Below are 22428 nucleotides of genomic sequence, written 5' to 3' on the forward strand. Positions count from 1 at the left end.
TCTTCGTGAGCAACAGTAAATATTTCCAAGATGAACTTTCGTATCTTCGAGAAGCCGGGAGTGAATTTGCAAAGTATCATCCAAAGCTGACCAATTTTCTCGGTGAAGGTGTCTATGACCCAGATGTCGAGCGTCTGCTTGAAGGTTTTGCTTTCCTTACCGGACGTATTCGCGAAAAAATAGACGATGAGTTGCCAGAGTTGACACAGTCATTGATGACGTTGCTTTGGCCTCATTACATGCGTTCTGTGCCTTCGATGTGTATCTCTGAATTCAAGCCACATCTCGGAAGTATGACCGAGAAAATCGTCGTTAAACGCGGCGTCGAGATGGCGAGTAAACCGGTTGAAGAGACAGAGTGCCTATTTCGTACCTGTTACGATATCTCGCTGTATCCTATCACCCTGACGAACATCGAGCAGTCAAATAGCCGAACGAGCTCAAACGTCGATGTGACGATTGCGACCGAATATGGGCAGGAGCTGTCTAGGCTAAAAATGGATTCATTGCGCTTCCATTTACATGGCGAAGTCCATGTGACACGGACGTTGTATTTGTGGTTATTCCGTTACCTTGATTACATTGAGGTCGATGTAGGCGGTGGGGTCAAGAGAAAACTCCCTGCGAGCAGTATTAAACCTGTTGGTTTTGGCGATGACGAAGCCCTGCTACCTTATGGTGCCAACTCTTTTGCCGGTTATCGTCTGCTTCAGGAGTATTTTTCTCTGCCTGAGAAGTTCATGTTTTTCGACGTGACAGATTTGGATTGGTTAAGTGGTGTGCCTAGCCGTTCTAGCCTCACCATGTCGTTTGTGTTCAAAAGAGCGCTACCTTCTGAAGTTGTGATAAAGAACAAGCATTTACGCTTACATTGTACGCCTGCTGTTAACCTTTTCGACATAGATGCTGACCCAATCCGTCTCGAACATCGCCGCAGTGAGTATAAGGTTCGACCACAAAGCTCTAATCAGGATCACTACGAAGTCTACTCGATTGAGAATGTAGAGACTTGGAGCAAGAGTGAGCGAACCCGTAAGAAGCTAATCGAGTTTGAATCGTTCGAACATCAGGTGAATCAGCGTGATAAGCGCGAGTTTTATAAAACTAAGGTTTCAGAACGAATCAGTGGGCGAGGTTTGGAGCGTTATATTTCTTTCCATACCCACAACAGTGATATCGCCGATCTGGGCTCCGAAACGGTGTTGATGAAGTTAACTTGTAGCAACGGTGACCTTGCTGAGCGTCTGTCTGTTGGGCATGTGGAAGACATGTCACCTAACTCTACTACATTCGCGAGTTTTTCCAATATTACCAAACCGACTCAATCTGTGAGCCCACAGGTTAATGGTGAATTGCAATGGCAGTTGATCGCTAATATGTCGCTCAACTACCTATCACTCGCCAACATTGATGTACTTAAAGTACTGTTGTCTACCTATGATTTCCACTCTAGGGTGGATCGTCAAGCTCACCGAGCGTCGATACAACGTCTTGATGGCATCAAAAAATCAGAAATGAAACCAGTAGATCGGGTGTTCCGAGGTACTGCAATTCGAGGAACACAGTTTACGTTAACGGTTGACTCTGCACATTTTGTTAACGAAGGTGATATGTTCCTATTAGTTAATGTGTTGAACGAGTTTATCCGTTTGTACTCAAGTTTAAACTCGTTCACTGAGCTCGAAGTTTTCGATGAGAAAACGGGTGAAAACTACCATTGGCCTAGTCTGGCTGGGCAACAGACGGTTCTATGATTACTCAAATTGAACACAAAACTCATGAGTTTGGCTTTTTTCAAGCAGTATCACTGCTGGAAAAATACTATCAAGCTCAAACAGAATTCGCTTATAACGGGATAGGGCAGAACAAGTACGTTTCGCAAGAACATATTCGTTTCAGTGTTTCGCCGAGCTTGGCCTTTCCGAGAAGTGATATTGACTATGTGTCGCATTATGAAGTAGACGGTAACCCTTATTCACGAGTAGAGGTGACTTTTCTTGGTCTTCATGGTTCAAGCTCTCCTTTACCTTCTTCTTATACCGAGAAACTGGCTGGGCGTGATGATGAAGAAAACCCAGTAAAACAGTTTTTTGACTTTTTCCACAATCGCCATATTTCGTTGGTTTATCGGGTTTGGAAGAAGTACCGCTACCACATTCAATATCAGAGTGAAGCCAAAGATCCGTTTTCTGGACGGATGCTACACCTACTTGGCTTGTCATCAGTGATGCAAGAAGCTGAAGTTAGTGAGCTGGACAGAGCAAAGCTTCTTTCATACGTAAGTCAATTATCCACTCGGACACGTTCTCCGAAATTGATATCAGGCATTGTGGCACACTACTTCACTTTGGACGATGTGAGTGTGGATGAGTGGATCTACCGCCGGGTCTCTATCCACAAGTCGCAACGAAACAAGCTGAATCACGTCAATTGCGTGCTTGGACAGGATCTGCACTTGGGAAAAACAGTGCCGGATTTGGTGGGTAAGTTTCATCTGCGTATAGAAGATATAGATTTTTCAACTTACCAAACGTTCCTGCCGGGTAGGGAGAACTACAAGACCTTAATAGGCTTAATGCAATTCATCTTACGCGATCCGCTGGCATGGGATCTGATTATGAAAGTTCGGCTTGATACCATCCCTAAAAATGAACTGGGACAGGGTGAGGGCAATTTACTGGGTCAGACGATATGGTTGGGCGACCCAGGTACAAAAGATGCCTCAATCAAACAAATCGGCCAGCTTTAACAGTAATAAAAAACCCGCATTCGCGGGTTTTTTTATATGTCTTACACAAACCTTGACAAAGGTTAGCGTCGGATAGGTTGATGTAAAACCACTGTGTTGTTGAGTGACTGAATGCCGCTAAACGACTCTATTTCATTACACAGGGTATGTATCGACTGAAGATCCGGCGCTTCAATGAGAGCAATAATATCGTAAGTACCACCAACAATACTGGTTAGTCTCACCTCAGGAAGCTCTTTAAGTGCTTCCGTGACATCATTTTTCTTGCCTTTTTCACATGAAATCAGCAAGTAACTGGCTGCGTTGCCGCTTTCTTCTTCCACTCTGATCTGCGCAGTATAGCCTTTAATAATACCGGTTTTTTCCAGTCGGCTGATACGTTCAGCGACGGCGGTACGCGACAAGCCAATGTTTCGCGATAAGTTAGCGATTGACTCTCGGCCATTAGACAAAAGAGTAGATAGAATTTTCCGATCTAGTTTGTCTAAACCCTGAAGGTTAGTAGTTGACATCATATATCCTGCCTTACGTTGTTTTTATATGTATATTTTATAGGTTGATGGTTTCGGGTAGAGAGAAGTTATACAGCTCCGCTAAGGTAAATGGATTCCTTTGAGAGAGTGGCTTCACTCGTAGTTTCAAGTCACGACCTGAAACGGTAATATCACTAACAAAACTTCCATCATGTTGATTCGTTAGTGTGGATTGGCCTAATAGCCTGTAGATTGCCCACTGGCCATTCTTGCTTAGTACGTATTGTTTGCCCTCATCAGTTACGTCTTGGATAGTAATACTCACGTTGAAGTCGCCGCTCTTAGGTGGCCATTCCAGTTCCCTAATGCGACTTGGACCGTGGTAGTAGCTCATTTGAGAATCTGCGACTTTTACGGTTGCACGAATAGCGCTAGAGTCTAAGTCGAGAATCTTGGTACTAAATGGTATCGAGACACGGTTGGTACTCTTGTTGATTAAAGTGTCGCGTATCACATTGTAGTTTTTAAGTTGAACCAGAAGTTCTGGTGTTAATGGCATGGTTTCACCATCGACACGCTTTGGTGTCCAAAGGTTAGTATCGTAAAACGATGCTAGATTGTTTTGGACGAAGGTATCAATTATGCCACCTGTAGCGAATAACAGTTCAAAATCTTCTAGTGCAATCTCTTCTTCAGCATTTAAATCGAATGGATACTTGTTCAGAGCCAAATCACGATACTTTGTATAGACATCGCTATACCATTGAGTTTGAACGCCTTTAGCTGACTCTGCGATCATCACAGACCAGCTTTGCTGAACCATTCCTAATAACCAGCTACGCACTGGCTCTGGTGATTTTTGTGCGATCTGTTTCAAACGAATAATTGGATCGGCTTCTGAGCTTTGCATGCGTGAGCGCGCTGCCAAGAGCGATGCCATTTGTGGATCCGGTGAGTCAGCGATATCTTTCATGTAGGTTCGCAAACGGCTCAACGCAGTCACAATTTCATCCCAAGGAGTAGGGGAGTTAGGCGTTTCGTTGATCTGTAACTGGTTCAGTTGAAAGAACGCTTGTTCGACACGCTGCATTAACAGGTAGTCAGGTTGAACAAGCTCTTCTGCCGAATCTGTGAGTTTGTCGATCGCTTCTGTGGCGACTTTTGGCAATTTGTTTGCGAGCAGCTCTTTTTCGCCTACTGGAGAAAAGTGAGTATTTGAGTAGACTTGTTTCAATACCGTGGTCAATGGTGAAGATGGGCCAGAAACCAGATCGATAGCGTTGGTCAAATCGCCAATCGAGTCGTATTTTTTCACCTTAAGTTCACTCAGCGCATTGCGCCAGTAACTAATGTAGTCGTCGGTGTATTTTTTACGGATTTGATCTTTAAATGCTTCATGCTCTTCTTTGGTTGGTGTGACATTCTTAGATAGACCCAATACCCAGTTGTTGGTGATGACATCTTTTGACATCAGATCAACACGAGGACGATAGAAAGTGCTGAAACCAGTTGCGGTATACACTTTGCTGATATCAAGGAGCTCTTGGTCTATTTGATCATTAAAGATGTTATTGAAGTCGAAACCAACAGCGCGTTCAATGTTCAACGTGCCCAAGTCTATAGTGTTTGCTTGGTTGATTAACTGCGCATAAACCAAGTCAACGTTTGATTGTGACAATAGGCTGCGACGAGTAGCGCGTACGATGCCCATGTTGATATTGACCGGCTCGAAGTCTGTTCTGAAGTAAGCATTAAGAAACTTCATCGCGTCATTCACTTGTTCTGAGTTGCCAATCACCTTTGAAAGAGTTAATTGAGTCTGCGCCGTCATAAAGGGCAAATCACGCTTGCTCGGTTCTTTCAACATTAAGTATCCTTTTAGGACAGGAAGCGCTTGAATCGGCTTGTCTTGGTACTTAGTTAACTGAACACGATACGATTGTTCGATCACTGGTATCAATTCTTGCTGAATTGACTTCAGCAGTGTTTGATATGCCATCTTGGTTGTTGGCTCTAGGCGGCTGACATTAAGGGATACTAGTTCTTGGTCTAGGGCCTCACTACCTTCAACCCATGCGCCATACACTGGCTGAATCTGAGCAATGGCACGAGCGAGTTTATCATCAAGTAAGCGACCTGAGTTTGCTGCTCGATCGTCAGTCTCAATGTTCAATAGCTGGTAGATAACTCTTAGATTGCTGTCTAGTGTCGTACCAAGCATGTATGCTCCGCCCGCCAAGAATACGATAGAAGCCACCATAGCCAATCGGCTCTGGCGCAGTATTCTCTTCAGGTAGGTTTTGTTCTCACCAGCAAAATCGGCTTCTGGTAAAATTTGAGACTCGACAAGAAAACGCGTGAAATACGGTGTTTCAGATAATTGAGTGTGCTCAGACGCGATAATAGGCAAGTTAAAGTAAGTACTACAGCTTTTGGCAAGTAAGTTGTACTTTCTCCCACCTTGCAGGCAAGAAGAAAAGAACATCTCTCGTAGATCAAGAAAGTATGCCCCGCGGTTGACTTCACTCAATCTCTGAACGACATACTCGATCTCTTTCTGACAGATTTCCAACTGTTTTGGGAATGACAGAATGGCTTGTTTTTCTTGGGTGTCATTAGACTGAGACGTTGAGTCTAGTGCGTTTTGCTCAATGACTTTGACTAAGTTGTTGAAGCTATCACGGTAGTAGTCAACTAAGACACCTTTCGAATCCTTGAGTGGGATGGATAGATATTCGACATTGTGTTTTAGAGGGCTAAGCTGCACATACTCTTTGAAACCTTGAAGCTTATCCAGCTTCGACATCACCATGTACACAGGCAGTGCCGTATTGGTGCGCTCGCAGATGGAGGTAATTCGTTCAATCAAAGCGGTAAGAGCGTAATCGACCTGTTCTTCTTCCGAAATAATCAAAAACTCTATGTCTGTAAAGAACAGACAGCCAGCAAAGGGTTTACGTGGGCGATTACGAATGACCTCCGACACCATCGCATCCCAGAGCAGAGAGTCAGCGGCGGAGACTTCCTGGAACACTAAACGCTGGTCAGGTTTTAAATAGACGGCTTCGTCAGATTCATACCATTCGAAAAAGTCGTTTTTTGTCGTACGAGCAGTATCAATCGATTTGATTGCATTTGAACTGAATAGGAACTGCTTCTTGCCCGCTGATTTGTTACCAATCATCAGATAAATTGGTTTTTTCTTGGAGCTGATTAGCAATGGTCTCAAGACTAAGCTTAAAGCTTCTTCTTCTGTTTCTAGTTGCTGTTCTCTGCTTTGTTTTCTCTTCTTAACGAAAAGAACGATTTGATAAGCACAAAATGCCAAAGCAACGATGCCGATACCGAAATATAAGATAGTCTCAGAAATGGTATCTGGGTATAACAAATGTAACGCTGTTAAAATACCGACTAAAATGATAGCAAGTAGCGAAGATATGAATATCGGATGACGTATTATATTTTTAAACATGGTTATTCTGCCACTACTTGGTTTAATGCTTGACTCTCATGTGACGCTTTTAGTTGAGCGATCTTATGCAAGTAAACGTTGATTAAAACTAATGAACGGTCGAGTTCATCGGTGTTGTTTGACTTTTCTGCATATTCTATTCGCCCCAACAATGGGAATAGAGAATTACTGTATTGATAGGCGAGCTTAGTATTCTTGTCATCAGAATTTAGCTTGAGATTAGCAATAGCGGTCCTCGCACGTGAAAATCGAGTGCTGATGTCGAGAAAGTCTTTTTCTAACTGGTTTTTCACTCGCTGAAGCTCTGCTGATAAAACCTGAACCGATGATGAATCAGCATAAAGCTCAGATAAATTATTAGTAATGCTAATTAAGCTTGATATCTGGCCAATTTTTTCAGGTGACTTATCTAGGTCATAAACCATTGCGTCAATTGTGCTAATTAAGGGATCCTTAAGGTTATTTAGAGTATCTTTGTTCTCTAGACTTAAGCTCTCAGTGACTTGAAGGATGACTTGAATATTGTTTGATGCGATCTGTTGTTTGTAGCTGTTTAGCTTTTGGTCCTTGTGCAGATAGTAAGCACTTAAAGAAAATAGAAACAGCCCGACAACAATAGCTACTGTCCATACGGTAGAGCGACTTTTTTCTACTTCTGTTTGAGCCTGGACAGGCTTTTCTGCGATTGGCGGTTTTACGTTAACAGTAATACCACCGGGTGCCGGTACCTTGGCTGCCTTTTGCTCTTTCGCTTGTTGCCGTTCCGTTTCTTTCTTATCTTCGAGTTCTTTAATTTCTTCGATGTATTGGCTAAAGAGTCTGCGAATTGTACCTAACGACGGTGCTTTGTGACCGTAATGCAATCTCAGCTCTTCTTCTAATCTTAGGCAGACTCTATGCCCAGCTTCGAGCATAGCGCGGTCTTCAATACCGACTTTGAATTGTTTAGCCCGTCTCTCTGCGTGTTCCACTAGCCATTCAAAGGCGCCCATTCTTGCACTGGTTTTAGACACTTCAGGGTATGACGATGACCAATAGATAACGCAAAGATCTAGGATGGAATTTAATCCATCAATAAAGCCGTTTAAGCCGTCATTGTGTGCAGAGGCGACGGCATAGTAACAACCGCAGCGTAAATCTTTGCTTTTGTTCTTGAGAATATCTTTAGAAAGCTGCTGGACCTTTTTCCATGAGACGCGACCAGTAACTTTGTTAATATTATTAATCTGACGCTTTATTTCCTCAAACTCTTCGAGATTGTTTGGGTTTACTCCACAAGGAGTGAGCTCGTCCACTGGCCGCCGAGCAAAGTCTGAAAAGTACATTAAATCCTACCCAAATGACATTAGTTATAAAAATGTATCCGCACTTCTGATCGTTTCTTATTTAATAATGATTAATTATCAAGGGGTGGATTTTACGTGGGAGAAAAGTAATTTGTAGATAAGATATTGATTAAAACTAGTTAAAGTTTATTAAATGTGACGACTATCCGTTACTACTAAAGTTTAATTGATAAAACTATAAATTAAAGAGAATGATAAATTTACAGTATGATTAACTAAGCGTCATTTTATAAATTTTTTGATTACAATTTTATCTATATCTAGTGCCCCCGATCTCTTTAGGTTTATTTGGCCCTTTGGTCAATCTTTGAACAACCGTTAAAATGTCCGTTTTGATAGGAGAAAAGAAGTTAATGCTAGTCGAATGCTCTTAATTGCACTGGCATTTTTTTTCGCTATTGAATTTGTTACTTAGCCTGTTATTTTGTTGCATCTTAAATTTATCTTTTGGCTGTAGACCTTTTGAGGAATAAAAGGATGAACAAGTTAAGTCAATTTGGCTTATTAGCTTTGGCATGTACAGTGTCAGTCGCGGCTAACGCGAAAGGGGAGCGCTACGGTGGTTCCATCAACATGCTGAGTATTGACAGCATGGATTACAAACAAGGAGATAGCGGCACGGCGAACGCGATGAGATACGGGTTTGTCCATACTCGACCAATCGATGAAGACAATAATCGTTGGAGATGGTGGCTGGGCTTTAACTACCTCAACGAATCAATTGATGCGCCAGCTAACGGTATTTATCAAGAAACCACAAACTACGAGTTACGTGTTGTCCCTCAATACGCTTTGGGCACTTGGTCAGTATTTACGCCATATATTGGTGCCGGTCTATCAGCGGGTTATAGCCAGTATTCTAATCGTTGGGTAGTGGATAGCGAGGGCTACAAGTATGGCTCTCAACTCGACGATATTGATCAATTTGAAGTAGGGGCGGTAGCGACCATTGGTACGGTTATCAAACTAGGTAGTAACCCAGATGCGCACCTTCAGATTATCCCACAGGCCTCGTACATCCTGCCTGTTTATAACGATGGTCTAGGTGGTGTCGAGTTCTCAGTATCACTGCTATTTTAGAGGATAAGAGCTTTGTTAGAGCGCTTGGTTATAGTCATATCAAAGCATCCTGAAGAGTACACAGGAGCAAAGTTTGTAGAGTTGCCGGAAAGCGGCGGCTCTATTGGCCGAAACCCAGGGTGTTCCGTCCCTTTGGTAGACCACAATCGTTATATATCAAGTACACATTGTTTGGTTAGTATCTATGGTGACGCTTACTACATCAGTGATGTTAGTACCAATGGACTCATTGTTAATGGGAATAAGTTGCTGAAAAATCAACCTATTCCAATTCACGAAGGGGATAGCATTGTTCTGGGGCAATATGAATTGTCAGTGAGCGTGGAGCGTACTACAAACACAGCTGATATTGCATTTGATATCACGCCTGACCGAGATACTACCGATCCTTTGGCAAACTTGGATGAAGTGCCTGCTGAACTTGAACAGCAAGGTCCATTAGAAGAAATTTTTCTTGAGACTAAGTCTGATGAATCCGACGCTTCTGATCCAATGACACATTTAGATTTATCATTGGATAAAAGTGAAGACCATTTGATCCGCTCGGAAAACGATGAAATTAATCAGTTTGCGGTAACCAATGAATCCACTCGTCAAATAGCCGATGATAGCCTGAGTGTTTACTCGGAGTTTGATGCGCCAAGCATGATTCCTGAAGACTGGCTGGGCAGTGCGGATGTGGAACCTAAGCGAGTAGAGAACCCCCCCTCATCTTTAGCTGGTCAAGCGCAACCTAAAACAACAGTTACCTCAGTCTCGACTCCGAAGCAGACCATGACTTCGGTGCCAAGTGAAATAAAGGTACACAGTGAGCAGTGGGAAGAAGTCGCTCCAACTACGGATGCTCAATCTCCAGACGTTTCTGAAAAACCGTTTAGTGTCGCGACTCCTGAACGCTCTGAAAGCGACTTATTGTCGTCATTTAAGAGGGGGCTGGGTGTGACTGATGATGCACTGTTAGAAGCGGATCCTCACTTGTTCGAACAGATGGGAGTCTGCCTTCGTTTGTGTATGACAAGATTACAACATGAACTTGTCGAAATAGAGGAATTAAAACAGTCTCCTACGCCCGCTGAAACTGATTTGATTGGCTTGATGCTCGACCTTAACAAGCAAAGTATGCTATCGCCGAATGAGTTGGTAGAGCAAATGCTTGATGAGATTAGTGAGCATAAGTCGTTGTACGAGCAGGCACTGAATAACTATGTGCAGCAGAGTATTAGCCAATATGATCCAATAAACTTTGAGCAGAAAAGCGAAAATAAAGGCTTTTTGGCCAAACAAAAGTTGTGGGATGCATACAAACTGCATTATTTGGAGAGTTTGAAAGGTGTGCACGGTGTAGGCACTAAGAAACTCGTTCAAGAAAACTATAATCGACTGCTAAAAGAAAAATATGCGTAAACTTATCGTCCTTTTCTTATTCTTCTCCTTAACTGGTTGCTCGATGTGGGACCAGTTCAAGGAGTCGAGCGGCATTACGCCGGAAACGTCATCTATTGAGCTTGTTATTGAAGCTTCTCCCCAGTTGAATATACGTGAGGGAGGGCAGCCTTCTCCGGTCATACTTCGAATTCATGAATTGACTTCTCCGGTTTTGTTCCGAAATCTAGACTTTTTTGCCTTGTTTGAAAATGACAAATCCTCATTGGGTGATGAATACATTAAACGGTATGAATATCAGTTGAAACCAGGCGAAAAAATCCATGAGATGCTCATTCTTGATCCTGGAACCAGAGCCTTGGGCTTTTCAGCGGCTTTTCGCGACATTAACGGTTCGTCATGGAGAAAAGTCGAAATAATTGAGGAGAAGTCGGAGTACTTCTTAAAACTGAAGCTAGAGGGAAGCGAGTTGTCGTTCAACTCTACCCGTGGAATCGAACAAACTTACTTTTAAGGGACAACGAGATGTCATTATATAATCCTGTAGTGTGGCAAGATGGCATGTTCATGAAACCACAGCATTTTCAGCAGTTTGACCGCGCTCAGACAAAACTGAGCACAATGCTGTTTGCCAGTAGTACGCCATTGCACTGGGGTGTGAATCAAATTGAGATTAACACTGAATTATTGACTCAAGGAAAGATCGCAGTCACACGGGCTATTGGTGTTCTTCAAGATAAAACGCCTTTCGATCTGCCTTTGTTGGCCGAGGTGCCAGATGTAAAAGAAGTCGACCCTTCGATTACAGATAAAGTGATTTATCTTTGTTGCCCGCTCCCTTCCGAAAGGGAAGAGCTGTTCGGCTCTGACAAAGATGGTGCACGCTATCTTGTTCATCACCAAGATGCTGTCGATGCCGTTTACGCAAGTGAAGATACCGCGAATATTGCTGTTGGGCAGCTTAAATTCCGTTTGATGACCGAAGATGAAGACCGGAGCGCGTACACTGCGATTCCAATTCTAAAAATCGCAGAAGTTAAACCGGATGGCACCGTGGTGCTCGATGAACGCTATATTCCTACTTGTATTGATATCAACGCCTCTAAAGTGTTGAGCAAGTTCACCAAGGAATTTGCTTCCATGCTAAAACATCGCGCGGAGTCAATTGTAGAGCGTCTGGGGACTGTCGATCAGCAAGGTGTTTCGACGGTATCTGATTTTATGTTACTCCAAGCGTTGAATCGCTATGAACCGCTATTCTGGCATTTTTCGAGTGTCGAAGGGGTTCACCCTGAATCTCTGTATCGCATTTTGCTGCAGGCTGAAGGTGAGCTTTCGACTCTGTGTTCGACATCGCGCAGACCGCCTCAGTTTATCGAGTATAATCATGGCGATTTGACCAGTTGTCTGTCTCATACACTGGAGAATGCCAAGCGTACGTTAAGCGTTATGTCTGAACAACGTGCTATACCGCTGACACTTAAGGAACAGAACTTCGGTATTCGTACTGCTGTTATTCCAGATAAGAAGGTGGTCGAGACTGCGACCTTTATTCTTGCGGTTAAAGCGGATGTCACGCTTGATGTCCTTCATACTCAGTTTGTTACTCAGACTAAGATTGGCTCTATCGATAATATCCGCGACCTGATTAACTTACAGCTTCCGGGGATCGGTATTAAACCAATGCCAGTCGTTCCACGTGCACTTCCTTATCATGCTGGTTACACATACTTTGAACTCGACAGAGCGAGTGAAGAATGGGCTGGTTTAGAAAGTGCATCAGCAATTGCTGTGCATGTGTCAGGTGAATTCGCGAATTTATCCCTACAGTTATGGGCAGTTAGAGCATGAGTTACATAGATAACGATGTAACCGTTGTATTGTTCCAGCCAGAGCCGGGTAAGCCTATGGAGGTGATGCCCGCGCCTGACTTATCGAGAAATATCGCGGTTAAAGACCCGAATATTGAGAAGATGGGTGTCAACCCGTTGGTAGACCAATTTTCTTGGCTTATTGCTAGTCTTTCGTGTATGTCTTCTATCCCGTGGCTAGAAGATCCGATGCCTTTTCGTGAGCAAATCGCGCGCGAAATACGCAAAGGTGAGCGCAAGCTAAACGAAATGGAAGTGGATCGTGCCTCTATATTGGTGATCCGTTATTGTCTTTGTGCCGCAATTGACGAGGCGGTATGTCGTCAAGAGTGGGGAACAAACAGTAATTGGAGCCAAAATAGCTTGTTGGCCGAATTCCACAACGAAACATCTGGTGGTGATAAGTTCTTTACCATTCTCGAACGTCTGAAAGCGGATCCACGTCGTTATCGTTATGTTATAGAGTTACTTTACCTTCTTATTCAGTTAGGTTTTCAGGGCAAGTATGGTCGAGAGGAGCGTGGGCAAGAGAAGCTTGCTGACATCGCCAATACGATTTATCGTCTGATTAAAGATGAAAGATTGGCAGAAAATGAAAAAGTTTCTCTCGTCAACCTCAAAGCGAAATACCTTAAACAACCTTTGAAGCGAGTGATCCCTCCAAGAGTGACTCTGGGCGTCTCAGCTATCCTATTTTCTATTATGTATGCGGCCACGTATTTGATCATTGATACCAATTTTCAAAACCTAATCGCTAATTTCCAGTGATCGCCTTGTTAATATAAGCAATGAGTCTTTTGCTAAGCCCAAGTATTACTGTACTTGGGCTTATTATGTTTGAACACAACCATCCAATTGTTTAAGTCATTGATACATATGAAGGGTTTGGTTGTCTCTAATTGGCATTGTCAATGTTTAACGTCATTAAGCAGGCGTTTCAGACACTTCGCAAGGTACGTCAAAGACCAAGTCTGCGACTTTGGTTGGAGAAAGAATGTATTCCTGTGGGATGTGAAAACGGCACGCCATCATTTGGTTAAACATACCCCAGTGATTGAGCAAACACTGCTGATAATCTTGCGTTTCGTCAACCCAGGTTTCAAGCATAAATGGCCCTAGGCTTGCGGCACCATGGGCGAACATTATCATTTGCCATTTGATTTCCCAGATCTTAACCGGAGTTTGAGGAAAGGCTTGGTTATAGTCATCAGCGATACGGTTAACCATATCTTCTAATTCACCTGAGTTATCGATGAAATAGTCGAACAGCGTGTCTTCTTGACGCACCGCGTCGGCGATTAGCTGGATAGGTTGCTTAAAGGTCAACAGATGCGCGAGTAGGCGGACAGAGAATAAATATAGCTTAACGTTAGCGGTAGTGTCTTGTGGCATGTGTTCGACGATAGTGCGCATATAGGTTTCCATATAGCGATGGAGACTATCACTAATTTCATACCAGATTTTTTCTTTACTACCAAAGTGGTGCCTGATCAAACTATGCGAAACCCCCGCTTTTTCGCTGATGTTTCGCAGTGACACACGTTCATAGCCGAGCTCACAAAAGAGTGTTGTTGCCACTTTCATGATTGCACATTTTGTCTTTTCTGCATCTTGGGCGCTTCGGCGGCCTTGCTTTCTTTCAGTCATTTTCTCATTCAATTGCTTGTGACGCGGTATTTCTAACAGAAATCGCAGCGCATTTCATCTCATACATCACTTATAAAACAAGCTTACTAAAAAATTATACTGTACATGTGGAAAATAAACATTGATTTCATATGTTTTATTTATATACTGCACGCTTGTGTAATAAAAATATAATGAGATCACGACATGATCAAATCTGTATTCAGAATTCAACCAGCAGCAAAGTTGTTTATTGCTGGTGCGATGGGAATGATGATTGCTGGCTGCAATAAAGCCGTGTCAGAAGTGACAACATCCGTTGTGACACCAGTAAAGCTGATGGAAGTACCAGATGTGAACCAAAGCCAGGTCGATTCCTTTATTGCTAAAATCGATGCGACTGACCGAGCGACCCTCTCTTTTCAGGTGGCTGGTGAAATCGAGAGTCTTAAGGTCAAAATGGGCAGTGTGGTCGAAAAAGGGGATGTGCTTGCTATTCTTGACCCCAACGATTATCAGCTCGCGTTGGATGCACGTCAGGCAGAGTATCGTTTAGCATCGACGGCGTTTGATCGTGCTGACCAACTGTACGCAAAAAAACTTATCAGTACGGATGACTTTGACCAGATGGAAACTCAGTTTAAAGCGGCAAAAGCGGCCTATGAACAAGCCGTGACAGACTTAAACTATACCCGTATTACTGCCCCTTTTGACGGTGTTGTCTCTATTACCTTTGCAAAAGCGCATCAAGTCGTTGGCACAAATCAACCGATCCTAAACCTGATCGATAACAGTGTCATGGACGTTGTTTTCACCGTACCTGTGACTTACATCGAGCAATATGGATTAGACAAGTTCAGCGCTTCGACACTCGCCGTCTCTATGGACAGTCATCGTGATGTTGATATTCCTTCTGAGTTCAAAGAAATTTCGACGCAACCTGACGTTGATACCAACAGTTACAGCGCCAGCGTCACGATTCAACGACCACAAGAATTAAACCTATTACCTGGAATGACGGGCCAAGTTCGCTTGGTCAACACTGAAAAGAAAGCGACGCTAAAAATAGCGCCTTCTGCGTGGATTTCAAAGTACGATACCACTGGACTTTTGTATCGATTTAATTCTGAAAATCAGACCATCCAACAAATTCAAGTAACGCTAGATGAACATGGTGACGTTATCTCCGGATTGGAGAAAGGCGACCTTATTGTAGAAGCAGGCGTAGACAAATTGGCCTCTGGTCAACAGGTTAAAGCTTGGAAAAAAGAGGGAGGGATCTGATATGAAATGGTACAAAGTTTCCATCATCGCAACCTCTGTTTTAGCTCTTGCGGCTTGTAAACCTTCTGTAGAGCACAGAGACAAAAATCCGCTTCGTGTTGATACTTTTGAAGTTGGTTCGCCTCTCACCAGTCTGCATCGTAGCTTTAACGGGCAGGTGATGCCTGCTGAGCTGACCCCGTTATCTTTCCGACTTGATGGAGAGATCTCTTCTATATTGGTTCAGGAAGGTGACGCTGTAACAAAAGGGCAGGTCGTTGCCATTCTTGATGATGCGAAAGCAAAGCAAAACCTTACCGATGCACAAGCAAAATACGAGCTGGCACTGAAACAGTTTAAGCGTGGTCAGGATTTAAGATTTGGTAAGATGATCTCAAGTGCCGACTTTGATGAGTTAGGTGCCAATTTCAAACTGGCGGAGGCGAATTTAAACACCGCTAAACTTCGAGTTGTTTACACGCGCCTAAAAGCGCCATTTGATGGTGTCGTTTCAAGCGTCGATAAGCAAAACTTTGAGAACACCAGCCCTGGCGAGACGGTTGTCGCTGTCTATCAAGAAGACAAAGTTTACGTCAAGCTCAATGTCTCTGATACCGTGCTCGCAATGCTCAAACCTGAATTGAGCTCAGACAGCTACCAGCCGACAGCGACGTTTGCGGGCCATGATGGCACTTACACCATATCTTATCTTGAGCACACGAGTGAACTGCATCCTGATAGCAAAACGTATGAGTTTTGGTTGTCTATGCCTCAAATCGAGCAACGCGTTTTGCCGGGAACGAGCGCACAAGTCTCGGTTGACTTGGTTAAAGCTGGGCTAAATACCATTCAAGGATATCAACTGCCAATCACGGCGGTCGACACAGGTGTTAATCCACAGGACTTTTTTACTTGGAAGTTGGAAAATAATATTGCCCATCGCTATCCGATTGCGGTGAGCGAGATTAACGGCTCTGGTGCGCTGGTCACCGGAGGCATTAATGCTGGTGACGTGATTATTAACTCTCACTTACGCAAGCTGCGTGAAGGTATGGAAATTAAAGGAGCGCAGCAGTGAGCATTGCGGAGTATTCAATAAAAAACACAGTCATCAGTTGGCTATTTCTGGTCATTTTGGCTGTGGGGGGCTACACGTCATTTATGGATCTTGGTCGCTTAGAAGATCCAGCATTCACGATCAAAGATGCGATGATCATCTCGACATACCCGGGGGCAACCTCACAAGAAGTGGAAGAAGAATTAACCTACCCACTTGAGAAAGAAATTCGCAAGCTGCCCTATATAGACAAGATCACCTCCACGTCTTCCAATGGCATGTCACAGATTATGGTTAGTATGGAGATGGAATACGGCCCAGATGAGTTGCCACAAATTTGGGATGAAATGCGACGCAAAATTAATGATCTTCAACCATCGTTGCCAAGTGGCGTGAATTCTGTCCAGATCATTGACGATTTTGGTGACGTATATGGCGTTATGTTAATGCTGACTGGTGATGGTTACGACTATATCGAGCTAAAACGTTATGCAGACTATCTAAGTCGTGAACTGGAACTCGTTGATGGGGTTGGCAAGGTCACTATCTCGGGTGATCAACAAGAACAATTGTTTGTGGAAGTTTCTCTCGAGAGACTCGCTGCTCTAAATTTGGATATGAACACTGTAATCGGTTTGCTTAGTCAGCAGAACAGCGTACAAGCTGCAGGTGAAGTGATGGTGAATGGTCAGTCGTTGACGATTCGACCAAACGGCACCATGAACTCGGAACGTGAACTGGAAGACCTGATTATTCACGGCCGCGATACAGGTAACCTAATTCGATTGAAAGACGTGGCAACCGTGTCGCGTGGAATACAAGAAAAACCCTCCAATGTAATAACATACAACGGCAAACCAGCAATCAATCTTGCGATCTCTTTTAGATCTGGTGTCAATGTTGTCGAGGTGGGGAATGCGATACAGACCAAGCTGGTAGAATTGGAGAACATTAAGCCAGCAGGGGTAGACATACATTATTTCTACAATCAGTCCACTGAAGTTGATAATTCTGTTAGTGATTTTATTGTCAGCCTAGGGCAGGCCGTTATGATTGTAATTATCGTTCTTCTATTCGCAATGGGCCTACGTAGTGGTTTGATCATTGGTGCCGTGTTGCTACTGACCGTATTGGGTACTTTCATTTTAATGAAACAGTACGATGTGGAACTACACCGTATTTCTCTGGGGGCTTTGATCATAGCCTTGGGTATGCTGGTGGATAATGCCATTGTTGTTGTTGAAGGTATTTTGGTCGGGCTTAAGAAAGGCAAGACTAAGCTTCAAGCCTCTATTGATATTGTTAAGCAGACCCAATGGCCGTTACTTGGTGCCACAGTCATCGCTATTACCGCATTCGCACCCATTGGTCTTTCGCAAGATGCGACCGGTGAGTTTATGGGGTCCTTGTTCTGGGTGTTGTGCTTCTCACTATTCCTAAGCTGGATCACGGCTCTTACACTGACCCCTTTTCTCGCCAATTTATTGCTTAAGGAAAATGAAACGAATGCTGACGGCGAAGACGTAGATCCGTACAAAGGAATCTTGTTTACCGTGTTTGGCGCATGCTTGAGGTTGGCACTTCGGTTCCGTTGGTTAACGGTCGCTAGCATGGTTGGACTACTAGTGGTTGCCGTGATTGGATTTGGTATGGTTAAGCAGTCATTCTTCCCACCTTCAAATACCCCCATGTTTTACGTAGATATGTGGATGCCAGAAGGCACGGACATTCGCAAAACAGTCGAGGAAACGAAGAAGGTCGAACAGTACATTCGTGCTAAAGATAATGTTGAATTTGTAACCACTACAACAGGTCAAGGCTTGCAGAGATTCGCACTGACTTATCAGCCAGAAAAAAGTTACCAAGCCTATACTCAATTGCAGGTCAGGACAACAGATCGAGAAGTGATGTTCTCGCTGCTTAAGGAACTTGATAAAGAACTCTCAGTTGAGTTCAATCAGCCTACGTTCCAGTTTAAGTTGATGGAGTTTGGTCCGTCGCCAGCCTCTAAGATTGAAGCACGAATTACGGGCCCTGACCCTAAGACTCTACGCTCGATTGCGACTAAGGTTGAAGACATTTTATTAGCCGATCCTGGTGCTCGAAATGTTCGTCACGACTGGCGTGAACGAACGAAGGAACTCGTACCTGAGTTTAATGAATCTAAAGCTCGTCGTTTGGGTATTTCAAAAGAAGAGGTGTCTAATACCCTGCAAATGGCATTTGGTGGAACGCCAATTGGCCTGTTGCGAGATGGAACGCATATGTTGCCGATCATCGCTCGTTTACCTGAAAGCGAACGCGTTGACTTTGAATCACTGGCCAATGTAAAGATTTGGAGCCCATCACTACAAACGTATATTCCAGTGGAGCAGGTGGTTGATGGGGTACGCCTTCAATGGCAAGAACCACTTATCCAGCGTCGCGACCGCAAGCGTACTTTGACGGTATTAGCTGACCATGATGTATTGGGGAATGAAACGGCTGACAGTCTATTTGCTCGTATTCAGCCTAAAGTACAGGCGATGAGCTTACCTGAAGGGTACAGCATTAGCTGGGGTGGAGAATATGAATCATCTAAGGATGCTCAAGAAGCATTGTTTGGTTCATTGCCTATGGGTTACATGCTGATGTTTATTATCACCATGTTCTTATTTAACTCACTGCGCAAACCACTGGTTATTTGGTTGACCGTTCCACTATCAATCATTGGCGTCTCTATAGGATTATTAGTGACTGACATGCCCTTTAGTTTTACGGCATTCCTTGGCTTGCTGAGCCTAAGTGGCATGATTCTCAAGAATGGTATCGTTCTATTGGACCAAATAAATATTGAGTTGAAATTGGGTAAAGAGCCTTATCAAGCGATATTTGACAGCGCGATATCTCGTGTACGTCCAGTAAGTATGGCCGCATTGACAACGATATTAGGAATGATTCCACTTGTGTTCGATGCTTTCTTTGGCTCGATGGCAATAACAATCATGGCTGGCTTAGGGTTTGCGACGGTGTTAACACTGATCGTCGTCCCAGTATTATTTGCCATTTTTTATCGAATCAAACCATCCTCTGCCGTATCAATTCACTGATAGGAAGACGATTCGATATTGGCTAACCCGGTAAGTTTTACCGGGTTTTTTTGCGTCTAGACTTTATAAACTAAGCACAGTGTTCGATGATTTTGTTCTACTTTAGTATAAATAACGTCAATTTAAACATATATTAAAATAAACATGGACTTATGAGTTTAATTAACTACATTGTAGATAGTAATGGATTACATAGTTAAACCAAAGTTTAATAACAAAATGGTTATTTTATCATATCAATGTGCACCCATCGGCAACGAAAATAAATACATCATAAAAGGTGATAAAGACTGATGAAATAGGTGTAAATGAGGAAAAATCAAGTTAAAACAGTGTTTTAGCTATTGCTGATAAAAGTGCTCCTTAAAAAATGCTCATATAAAACAACGGCTTATGTAAGATTAACAACTGTATAACATTACATTCCTTATGAGATCTCGTTCAACATTATGCAACTAAATTAAAAAAGTATTTGAACTGTCACATTAAGACATTAGTTTTAAATAACAGAGCAAGGGCGGAAAGTTCCTTATTTAAATATTATTAATAACGTTGGTTGGTGCTTATTGCTGGCACCGGTTAATGGCAAGTAAATTATTATTTTTGCTATTAAGAATGGAGTCTCTTAATGAAAAAGATCGCTTTGATCACTGGATCTAAAGGCGGAATTGGTTCTGCAATTTCTTCTCAATTGGTTAACGATGGTTATCGTGTTATTGCCACTTATTTTACAGGTAACTATTCGTGTGCGTTAGATTGGTTTAACGACAAAGGATTCAATGAAGATCAAGTTCGCTTGTTCGAGTTGGATGTCACCAATACTGAACAGTGCGCTGAACGCTTAGCTCTTTTGTTAGAAGAGGAAGGGACTATCGATGTTGTGGTTAACAACGCGGGCATCACTAGAGATGGCGTATTTAAAAAGATGACAGCATCGGCTTGGAAAGAAGTTATTGATACGAATCTTAACAGTGTATTCAACGTCACACAGCCACTGTTCGCTGCGATGTGTGAAAAAGGTAATGGGCGCATTATCAATATCTCTTCAGTCAACGGCTTAAAAGGTCAGTTTGGCCAAGCAAACTACTCGGCGGCGAAAGCGGGCATGATTGGTTTTTCTAAAGCGCTTGCCGCAGAAGGAGCAAGAAGCGGGGTGACGGTTAATGTTGTTGCTCCAGGTTACACAGGTACGCCTATGGTTGAGCAGATGAAGCCAGAAGTGCTCGAATCAATCAAAGCCCAAATCCCAATGAAACGTCTCGCAACGCCGGAAGAAATTGCTAAATCAGTCTCGTTCTTAGCAAGTGATGCCGGTGCGTACATTACAGGCGAAACCTTGTCTGTGAACGGCGGCCTATACATGCACTAAGGATTAGAGAAATGGAAAAAGTTTATATTGTCGCAGCGAAGCGTACGCCAATTGGTGCATTTGGCGGAACGTTAAAAGATATCTCGGCAGGAAACCTTGGCTCAATTGCGATCAAAGCGGCATTGGAGCAAGGCAATGTTGCTCCTGAACTTATTGACGAAGTTATCGTTGGTAACGTTGTAGGCGCGGGACAAGGCATGGGTATTGGCCGTCAGGCAGCTCTTTATGCCGGTATTCCTGAATCGGTACCTGCATACACTCTCAATATGGTGTGTGGTAGTGGAATGAAAACGGTTATGGACGCCGTCAGTCATATCCGATCTGGTGATGCTTCTGTAGTAGTTGCAGCTGGTGTTGAGGTGATGTCGCAAATTCCTTTCACTGTTTCTAGCAACATTCGTGATGGCCACAAAATGGGCAACATGAACCTGACTGATCTGCTGATTAATGATGGTTTGACTGATGTTTTTAATCAATATCATATGGGCAAAACAGCCGAAAATGTTGCTCGTGAAGTAGGCATCAGCCGTGAGCAGCAGGACGAATACGCACTGGCGAGTCAAATGAAGGCCGTTGCGGCGATTGAGGCAGGTAAGTTTGTTGATGAAATTGTTGCTGTTGATGTGAAAAAACGCAAAGAAACGATTGTGTTTGATACGGATGAATACCCAAAAGCGAATGCAACCTTGAGTGGTCTAGAAAAGCTTCGTCCGGCTTTCGAAAAAGAAGGCACTGTCACCGCTGGTAATGCGTCGGGTATTAACGATGGTGCAAGTGCCATCATAGTGGCAAGCGAAACGGCGGTTAAAAAGCATGGTTTGCAGCCTATTGCTGAGATTGCAAGTTACGCACAATCTGGTCTAAACCCAGAAATCATGGGATTGGGTCCGGTAGACGCTGTGACTAGAGCATTGAGCAACGCCGACATCACAACAGGTGATGTCAGTGTTTATGAACTGAATGAAGCGTTTGCTGCGCAAGCACTCGGTGTCATCCACAAGCTAGCGCAAGAACACGATGTATCCGTATCTTCAATATTAGACAAAGCTAACGTCAATGGCGGTGCAATTGCTCTTGGTCACCCTCTAGGTGCATCAGGCAACCGTATTTTGGTTTCCCTTGTTCACGAACTTAACAGAAGTAACGGTACTTATGGTGTCGCTTCCTTATGTGTTGGTGGTGGTATGGGAACCGCAGTCGTTATCAAATCTATCGCTTAAATTCAAATCGAGCCTGAATTTTAGCCAAATTAAAATGGAATTAACCCAGGAGTAAGACTATGTACACTGATTTTTTCAAATCTTTCACAGACCAAACTGAAAAGAGCCTAGAACCATACTTAAAGTTCAACAAACTTGTGACTAAGAATGTTGAAGTTATGACTGAACTTCAACTGAACGCTATTCGCACATACAGCGAAATGGGTCTGACTCAAATGAAAGCAGCCAGTGAAATCAAAGACGTGACTTCTCTAACCGCATTCAACAGCCAGCAGCTTTCAGTTTTAACTAAGCTTTCTCAACAAATGATGGATGACAGCAACAAGCTTCAGTCTATTGCTAAAGAGTTCAAAGATGACGTTGATCAGCTAACAACGGAAAATCTTAAGACAGTGACGCCCGCATAACACTGACTTGTTTGTGCCGCCGC

17 protein-coding genes are annotated in these 22428 nt (G+C 43.4%); 13 read left to right on the forward strand and 4 right to left on the reverse strand.

From position 1 onward, the window contains the following. The first annotated feature begins 5 nt into the window (after nt 1–5). Nucleotides 6–1754 (forward strand): type VI secretion system baseplate subunit TssF, encoded by a 1749-nt coding sequence (gene tssF / locus OH455_RS19275; RefSeq protein ID WP_045976858.1) that lies wholly within the window; start codon nt 6–8, stop codon nt 1752–1754. Beyond that, on the forward strand, nt 1751–2749 hold the full coding sequence (gene tssG / locus OH455_RS19280) for a type VI secretion system baseplate subunit TssG (protein ID WP_206369130.1): 999 nt from the start codon (nt 1751–1753) through the stop codon (nt 2747–2749). Before tssF ends, tssG begins: the two co-directional genes overlap by 4 nt. 62 nt (nt 2750–2811) lie before the next feature. Here tssG and OH455_RS19285 read toward each other — a convergent pair whose 3' ends face one another. The 3 genes from OH455_RS19285 to OH455_RS19295 are packed head-to-tail and all read right to left on the reverse strand — an operon-like array spanning nt 2812 to nt 8019. Next, nucleotides 2812–3264 carry an Lrp/AsnC family transcriptional regulator gene (locus OH455_RS19285; RefSeq protein ID WP_045976860.1) on the reverse strand — a complete coding sequence of 151 codons (453 nt, stop codon included), beginning with the start codon at nt 3262–3264 and terminating at the stop codon, nt 2812–2814. 34 nt (nt 3265–3298) lie between these two features. Further along, nucleotides 3299–6694: a type VI secretion system membrane subunit TssM gene (gene tssM, locus OH455_RS19290; protein ID WP_269982482.1), complete on the reverse strand. Its 3396-nt coding sequence runs from the start codon at nt 6692–6694 to the stop codon at nt 3299–3301. A gap of 2 nt (nt 6695–6696) precedes the next feature. Next, the gene (locus OH455_RS19295) at nt 6697–8019 is read right to left on the reverse strand and encodes a type VI secretion system ImpA family N-terminal domain-containing protein (RefSeq protein ID WP_269982483.1); all 1323 of its coding nucleotides are present in this window, start codon (nt 8017–8019) and stop codon (nt 6697–6699) included. Nucleotides 8020–8517: 498 nt separating this feature from the next. On the opposite strand from OH455_RS19295, the gene OH455_RS19300 reads away from it, so the two are divergent. From OH455_RS19300 to icmH, 5 genes are read left to right on the forward strand one after another with little or no spacing between them, the layout of a single operon-like run. Continuing rightward, nucleotides 8518–9120, forward strand: a complete 603-nt coding sequence (locus tag OH455_RS19300) for a hypothetical protein (RefSeq protein WP_269982484.1) — start codon at nt 8518–8520, stop codon at nt 9118–9120. Nucleotides 9121–9132: 12 nt separating this feature from the next. Continuing rightward, entirely contained in the window at nt 9133–10524 is a 1392-nt protein-coding gene (gene tagH / locus OH455_RS19305) for a type VI secretion system-associated FHA domain protein TagH (protein ID WP_269982485.1), read from the forward strand. Then, a complete protein-coding gene (gene tssJ / locus OH455_RS19310; RefSeq protein ID WP_084720252.1) occupies nt 10517–11017 on the forward strand; it encodes a type VI secretion system lipoprotein TssJ in 501 nt (166 codons plus the stop codon). The genes tagH and tssJ overlap by 8 nt, the downstream gene beginning before the upstream one ends. Nucleotides 11018–11028: 11 nt before the next feature. Then, nucleotides 11029–12354, forward strand: coding sequence for a type VI secretion system baseplate subunit TssK (gene tssK / locus OH455_RS19315; RefSeq protein ID WP_206369125.1), 1326 nt, complete (start codon nt 11029–11031; stop codon nt 12352–12354). Then, nucleotides 12351–13142 carry a type IVB secretion system protein IcmH/DotU gene (icmH, locus tag OH455_RS19320; protein ID WP_206373160.1) on the forward strand — a complete coding sequence of 264 codons (792 nt, stop codon included), beginning with the start codon at nt 12351–12353 and terminating at the stop codon, nt 13140–13142. The genes tssK and icmH overlap by 4 nt, the downstream gene beginning before the upstream one ends. A 156-nt stretch (nt 13143–13298) precedes the next feature. Here the strand turns inward: icmH and OH455_RS19325 are convergent, their stop codons facing one another. Further along, the gene (locus OH455_RS19325; RefSeq protein ID WP_269982486.1) at nt 13299–14021 is read right to left on the reverse strand and encodes a TetR/AcrR family transcriptional regulator; all 723 of its coding nucleotides are present in this window, start codon (nt 14019–14021) and stop codon (nt 13299–13301) included. 186 nt (nt 14022–14207) lie between these two features. Here OH455_RS19325 and OH455_RS19330 point away from each other — a divergent pair, with 186 nt between their 5' ends. From OH455_RS19330 to OH455_RS19355, 6 genes are all read left to right on the forward strand, one after another. Next, on the forward strand, nt 14208–15284 hold the full coding sequence (locus OH455_RS19330) for an efflux RND transporter periplasmic adaptor subunit (RefSeq protein WP_269982487.1): 1077 nt from the start codon (nt 14208–14210) through the stop codon (nt 15282–15284). A gap of 1 nt (nt 15285) precedes the next feature. Continuing rightward, nucleotides 15286–16341, forward strand: coding sequence for an efflux RND transporter periplasmic adaptor subunit (locus OH455_RS19335; RefSeq protein ID WP_269982488.1), 1056 nt, complete (start codon nt 15286–15288; stop codon nt 16339–16341). Beyond that, complete coding sequence (locus OH455_RS19340) at nt 16338–19409, forward strand: efflux RND transporter permease subunit (protein ID WP_269982489.1); 3072 nt, start codon at nt 16338–16340, stop codon at nt 19407–19409. The genes OH455_RS19335 and OH455_RS19340 overlap by 4 nt, the downstream gene beginning before the upstream one ends. Before the next feature lie 628 nt (nt 19410–20037). Next, nucleotides 20038–20778 (forward strand): SDR family oxidoreductase, encoded by a 741-nt coding sequence (locus OH455_RS19345; RefSeq protein ID WP_269982490.1) that lies wholly within the window; start codon nt 20038–20040, stop codon nt 20776–20778. A gap of 11 nt (nt 20779–20789) precedes the next feature. Continuing rightward, nucleotides 20790–21998 carry an acetyl-CoA C-acetyltransferase gene (locus tag OH455_RS19350; RefSeq protein ID WP_269982491.1) on the forward strand — a complete coding sequence of 403 codons (1209 nt, stop codon included), beginning with the start codon at nt 20790–20792 and terminating at the stop codon, nt 21996–21998. Nucleotides 21999–22057: 59 nt separating this feature from the next. Then, a complete protein-coding gene (locus tag OH455_RS19355) occupies nt 22058–22405 on the forward strand; it encodes a phasin family protein (RefSeq protein WP_045976873.1) in 348 nt (115 codons plus the stop codon). Nucleotides 22406–22428 lie beyond the last annotated feature (23 nt).

Origin of the sequence: Vibrio sp. T11.5 (genome assembly GCF_027587155.1) — a bacterium.
Taxonomy (GTDB): domain Bacteria; phylum Pseudomonadota; class Gammaproteobacteria; order Enterobacterales; family Vibrionaceae; genus Vibrio; species Vibrio neptunius.

Bases quoted from the DNA above. Each gene is read 5' to 3' on its own strand.
- OH455_RS19300 (WP_269982484.1), top strand. From the start codon at position 8,518: ATGAACAAGTTAAGTCAATTTGGCTTATTAGCTTTGGCATGTACAGTG.
- OH455_RS19350 (WP_269982491.1), top strand. From the start codon at position 20,790: ATGGAAAAAGTTTATATTGTCGCAGCGAAGCGTACGCCAATTGGTGCA.
- OH455_RS19285 (WP_045976860.1), bottom strand. From the start codon at position 3,264: ATGATGTCAACTACTAACCTTCAGGGTTTAGACAAACTAGATCGGAAA.
- OH455_RS19330 (WP_269982487.1), top strand. From the start codon at position 14,208: ATGATCAAATCTGTATTCAGAATTCAACCAGCAGCAAAGTTGTTTATT.
- tssK (WP_206369125.1), top strand. From the start codon at position 11,029: ATGTCATTATATAATCCTGTAGTGTGGCAAGATGGCATGTTCATGAAA.
- OH455_RS19295 (WP_269982483.1), bottom strand. From the start codon at position 8,019: ATGTACTTTTCAGACTTTGCTCGGCGGCCAGTGGACGAGCTCACTCCT.
- OH455_RS19345 (WP_269982490.1), top strand. From the start codon at position 20,038: ATGAAAAAGATCGCTTTGATCACTGGATCTAAAGGCGGAATTGGTTCT.
- icmH (WP_206373160.1), top strand. From the start codon at position 12,351: ATGAGTTACATAGATAACGATGTAACCGTTGTATTGTTCCAGCCAGAG.
- tssM (WP_269982482.1), bottom strand. From the start codon at position 6,694: ATGTTTAAAAATATAATACGTCATCCGATATTCATATCTTCGCTACTT.
- tssG (WP_206369130.1), top strand. From the start codon at position 1,751: ATGATTACTCAAATTGAACACAAAACTCATGAGTTTGGCTTTTTTCAA.
- OH455_RS19325 (WP_269982486.1), bottom strand. From the start codon at position 14,021: ATGACTGAAAGAAAGCAAGGCCGCCGAAGCGCCCAAGATGCAGAAAAG.
- OH455_RS19335 (WP_269982488.1), top strand. From the start codon at position 15,286: ATGAAATGGTACAAAGTTTCCATCATCGCAACCTCTGTTTTAGCTCTT.
- tssJ (WP_084720252.1), top strand. From the start codon at position 10,517: ATGCGTAAACTTATCGTCCTTTTCTTATTCTTCTCCTTAACTGGTTGC.
- OH455_RS19355 (WP_045976873.1), top strand. From the start codon at position 22,058: ATGTACACTGATTTTTTCAAATCTTTCACAGACCAAACTGAAAAGAGC.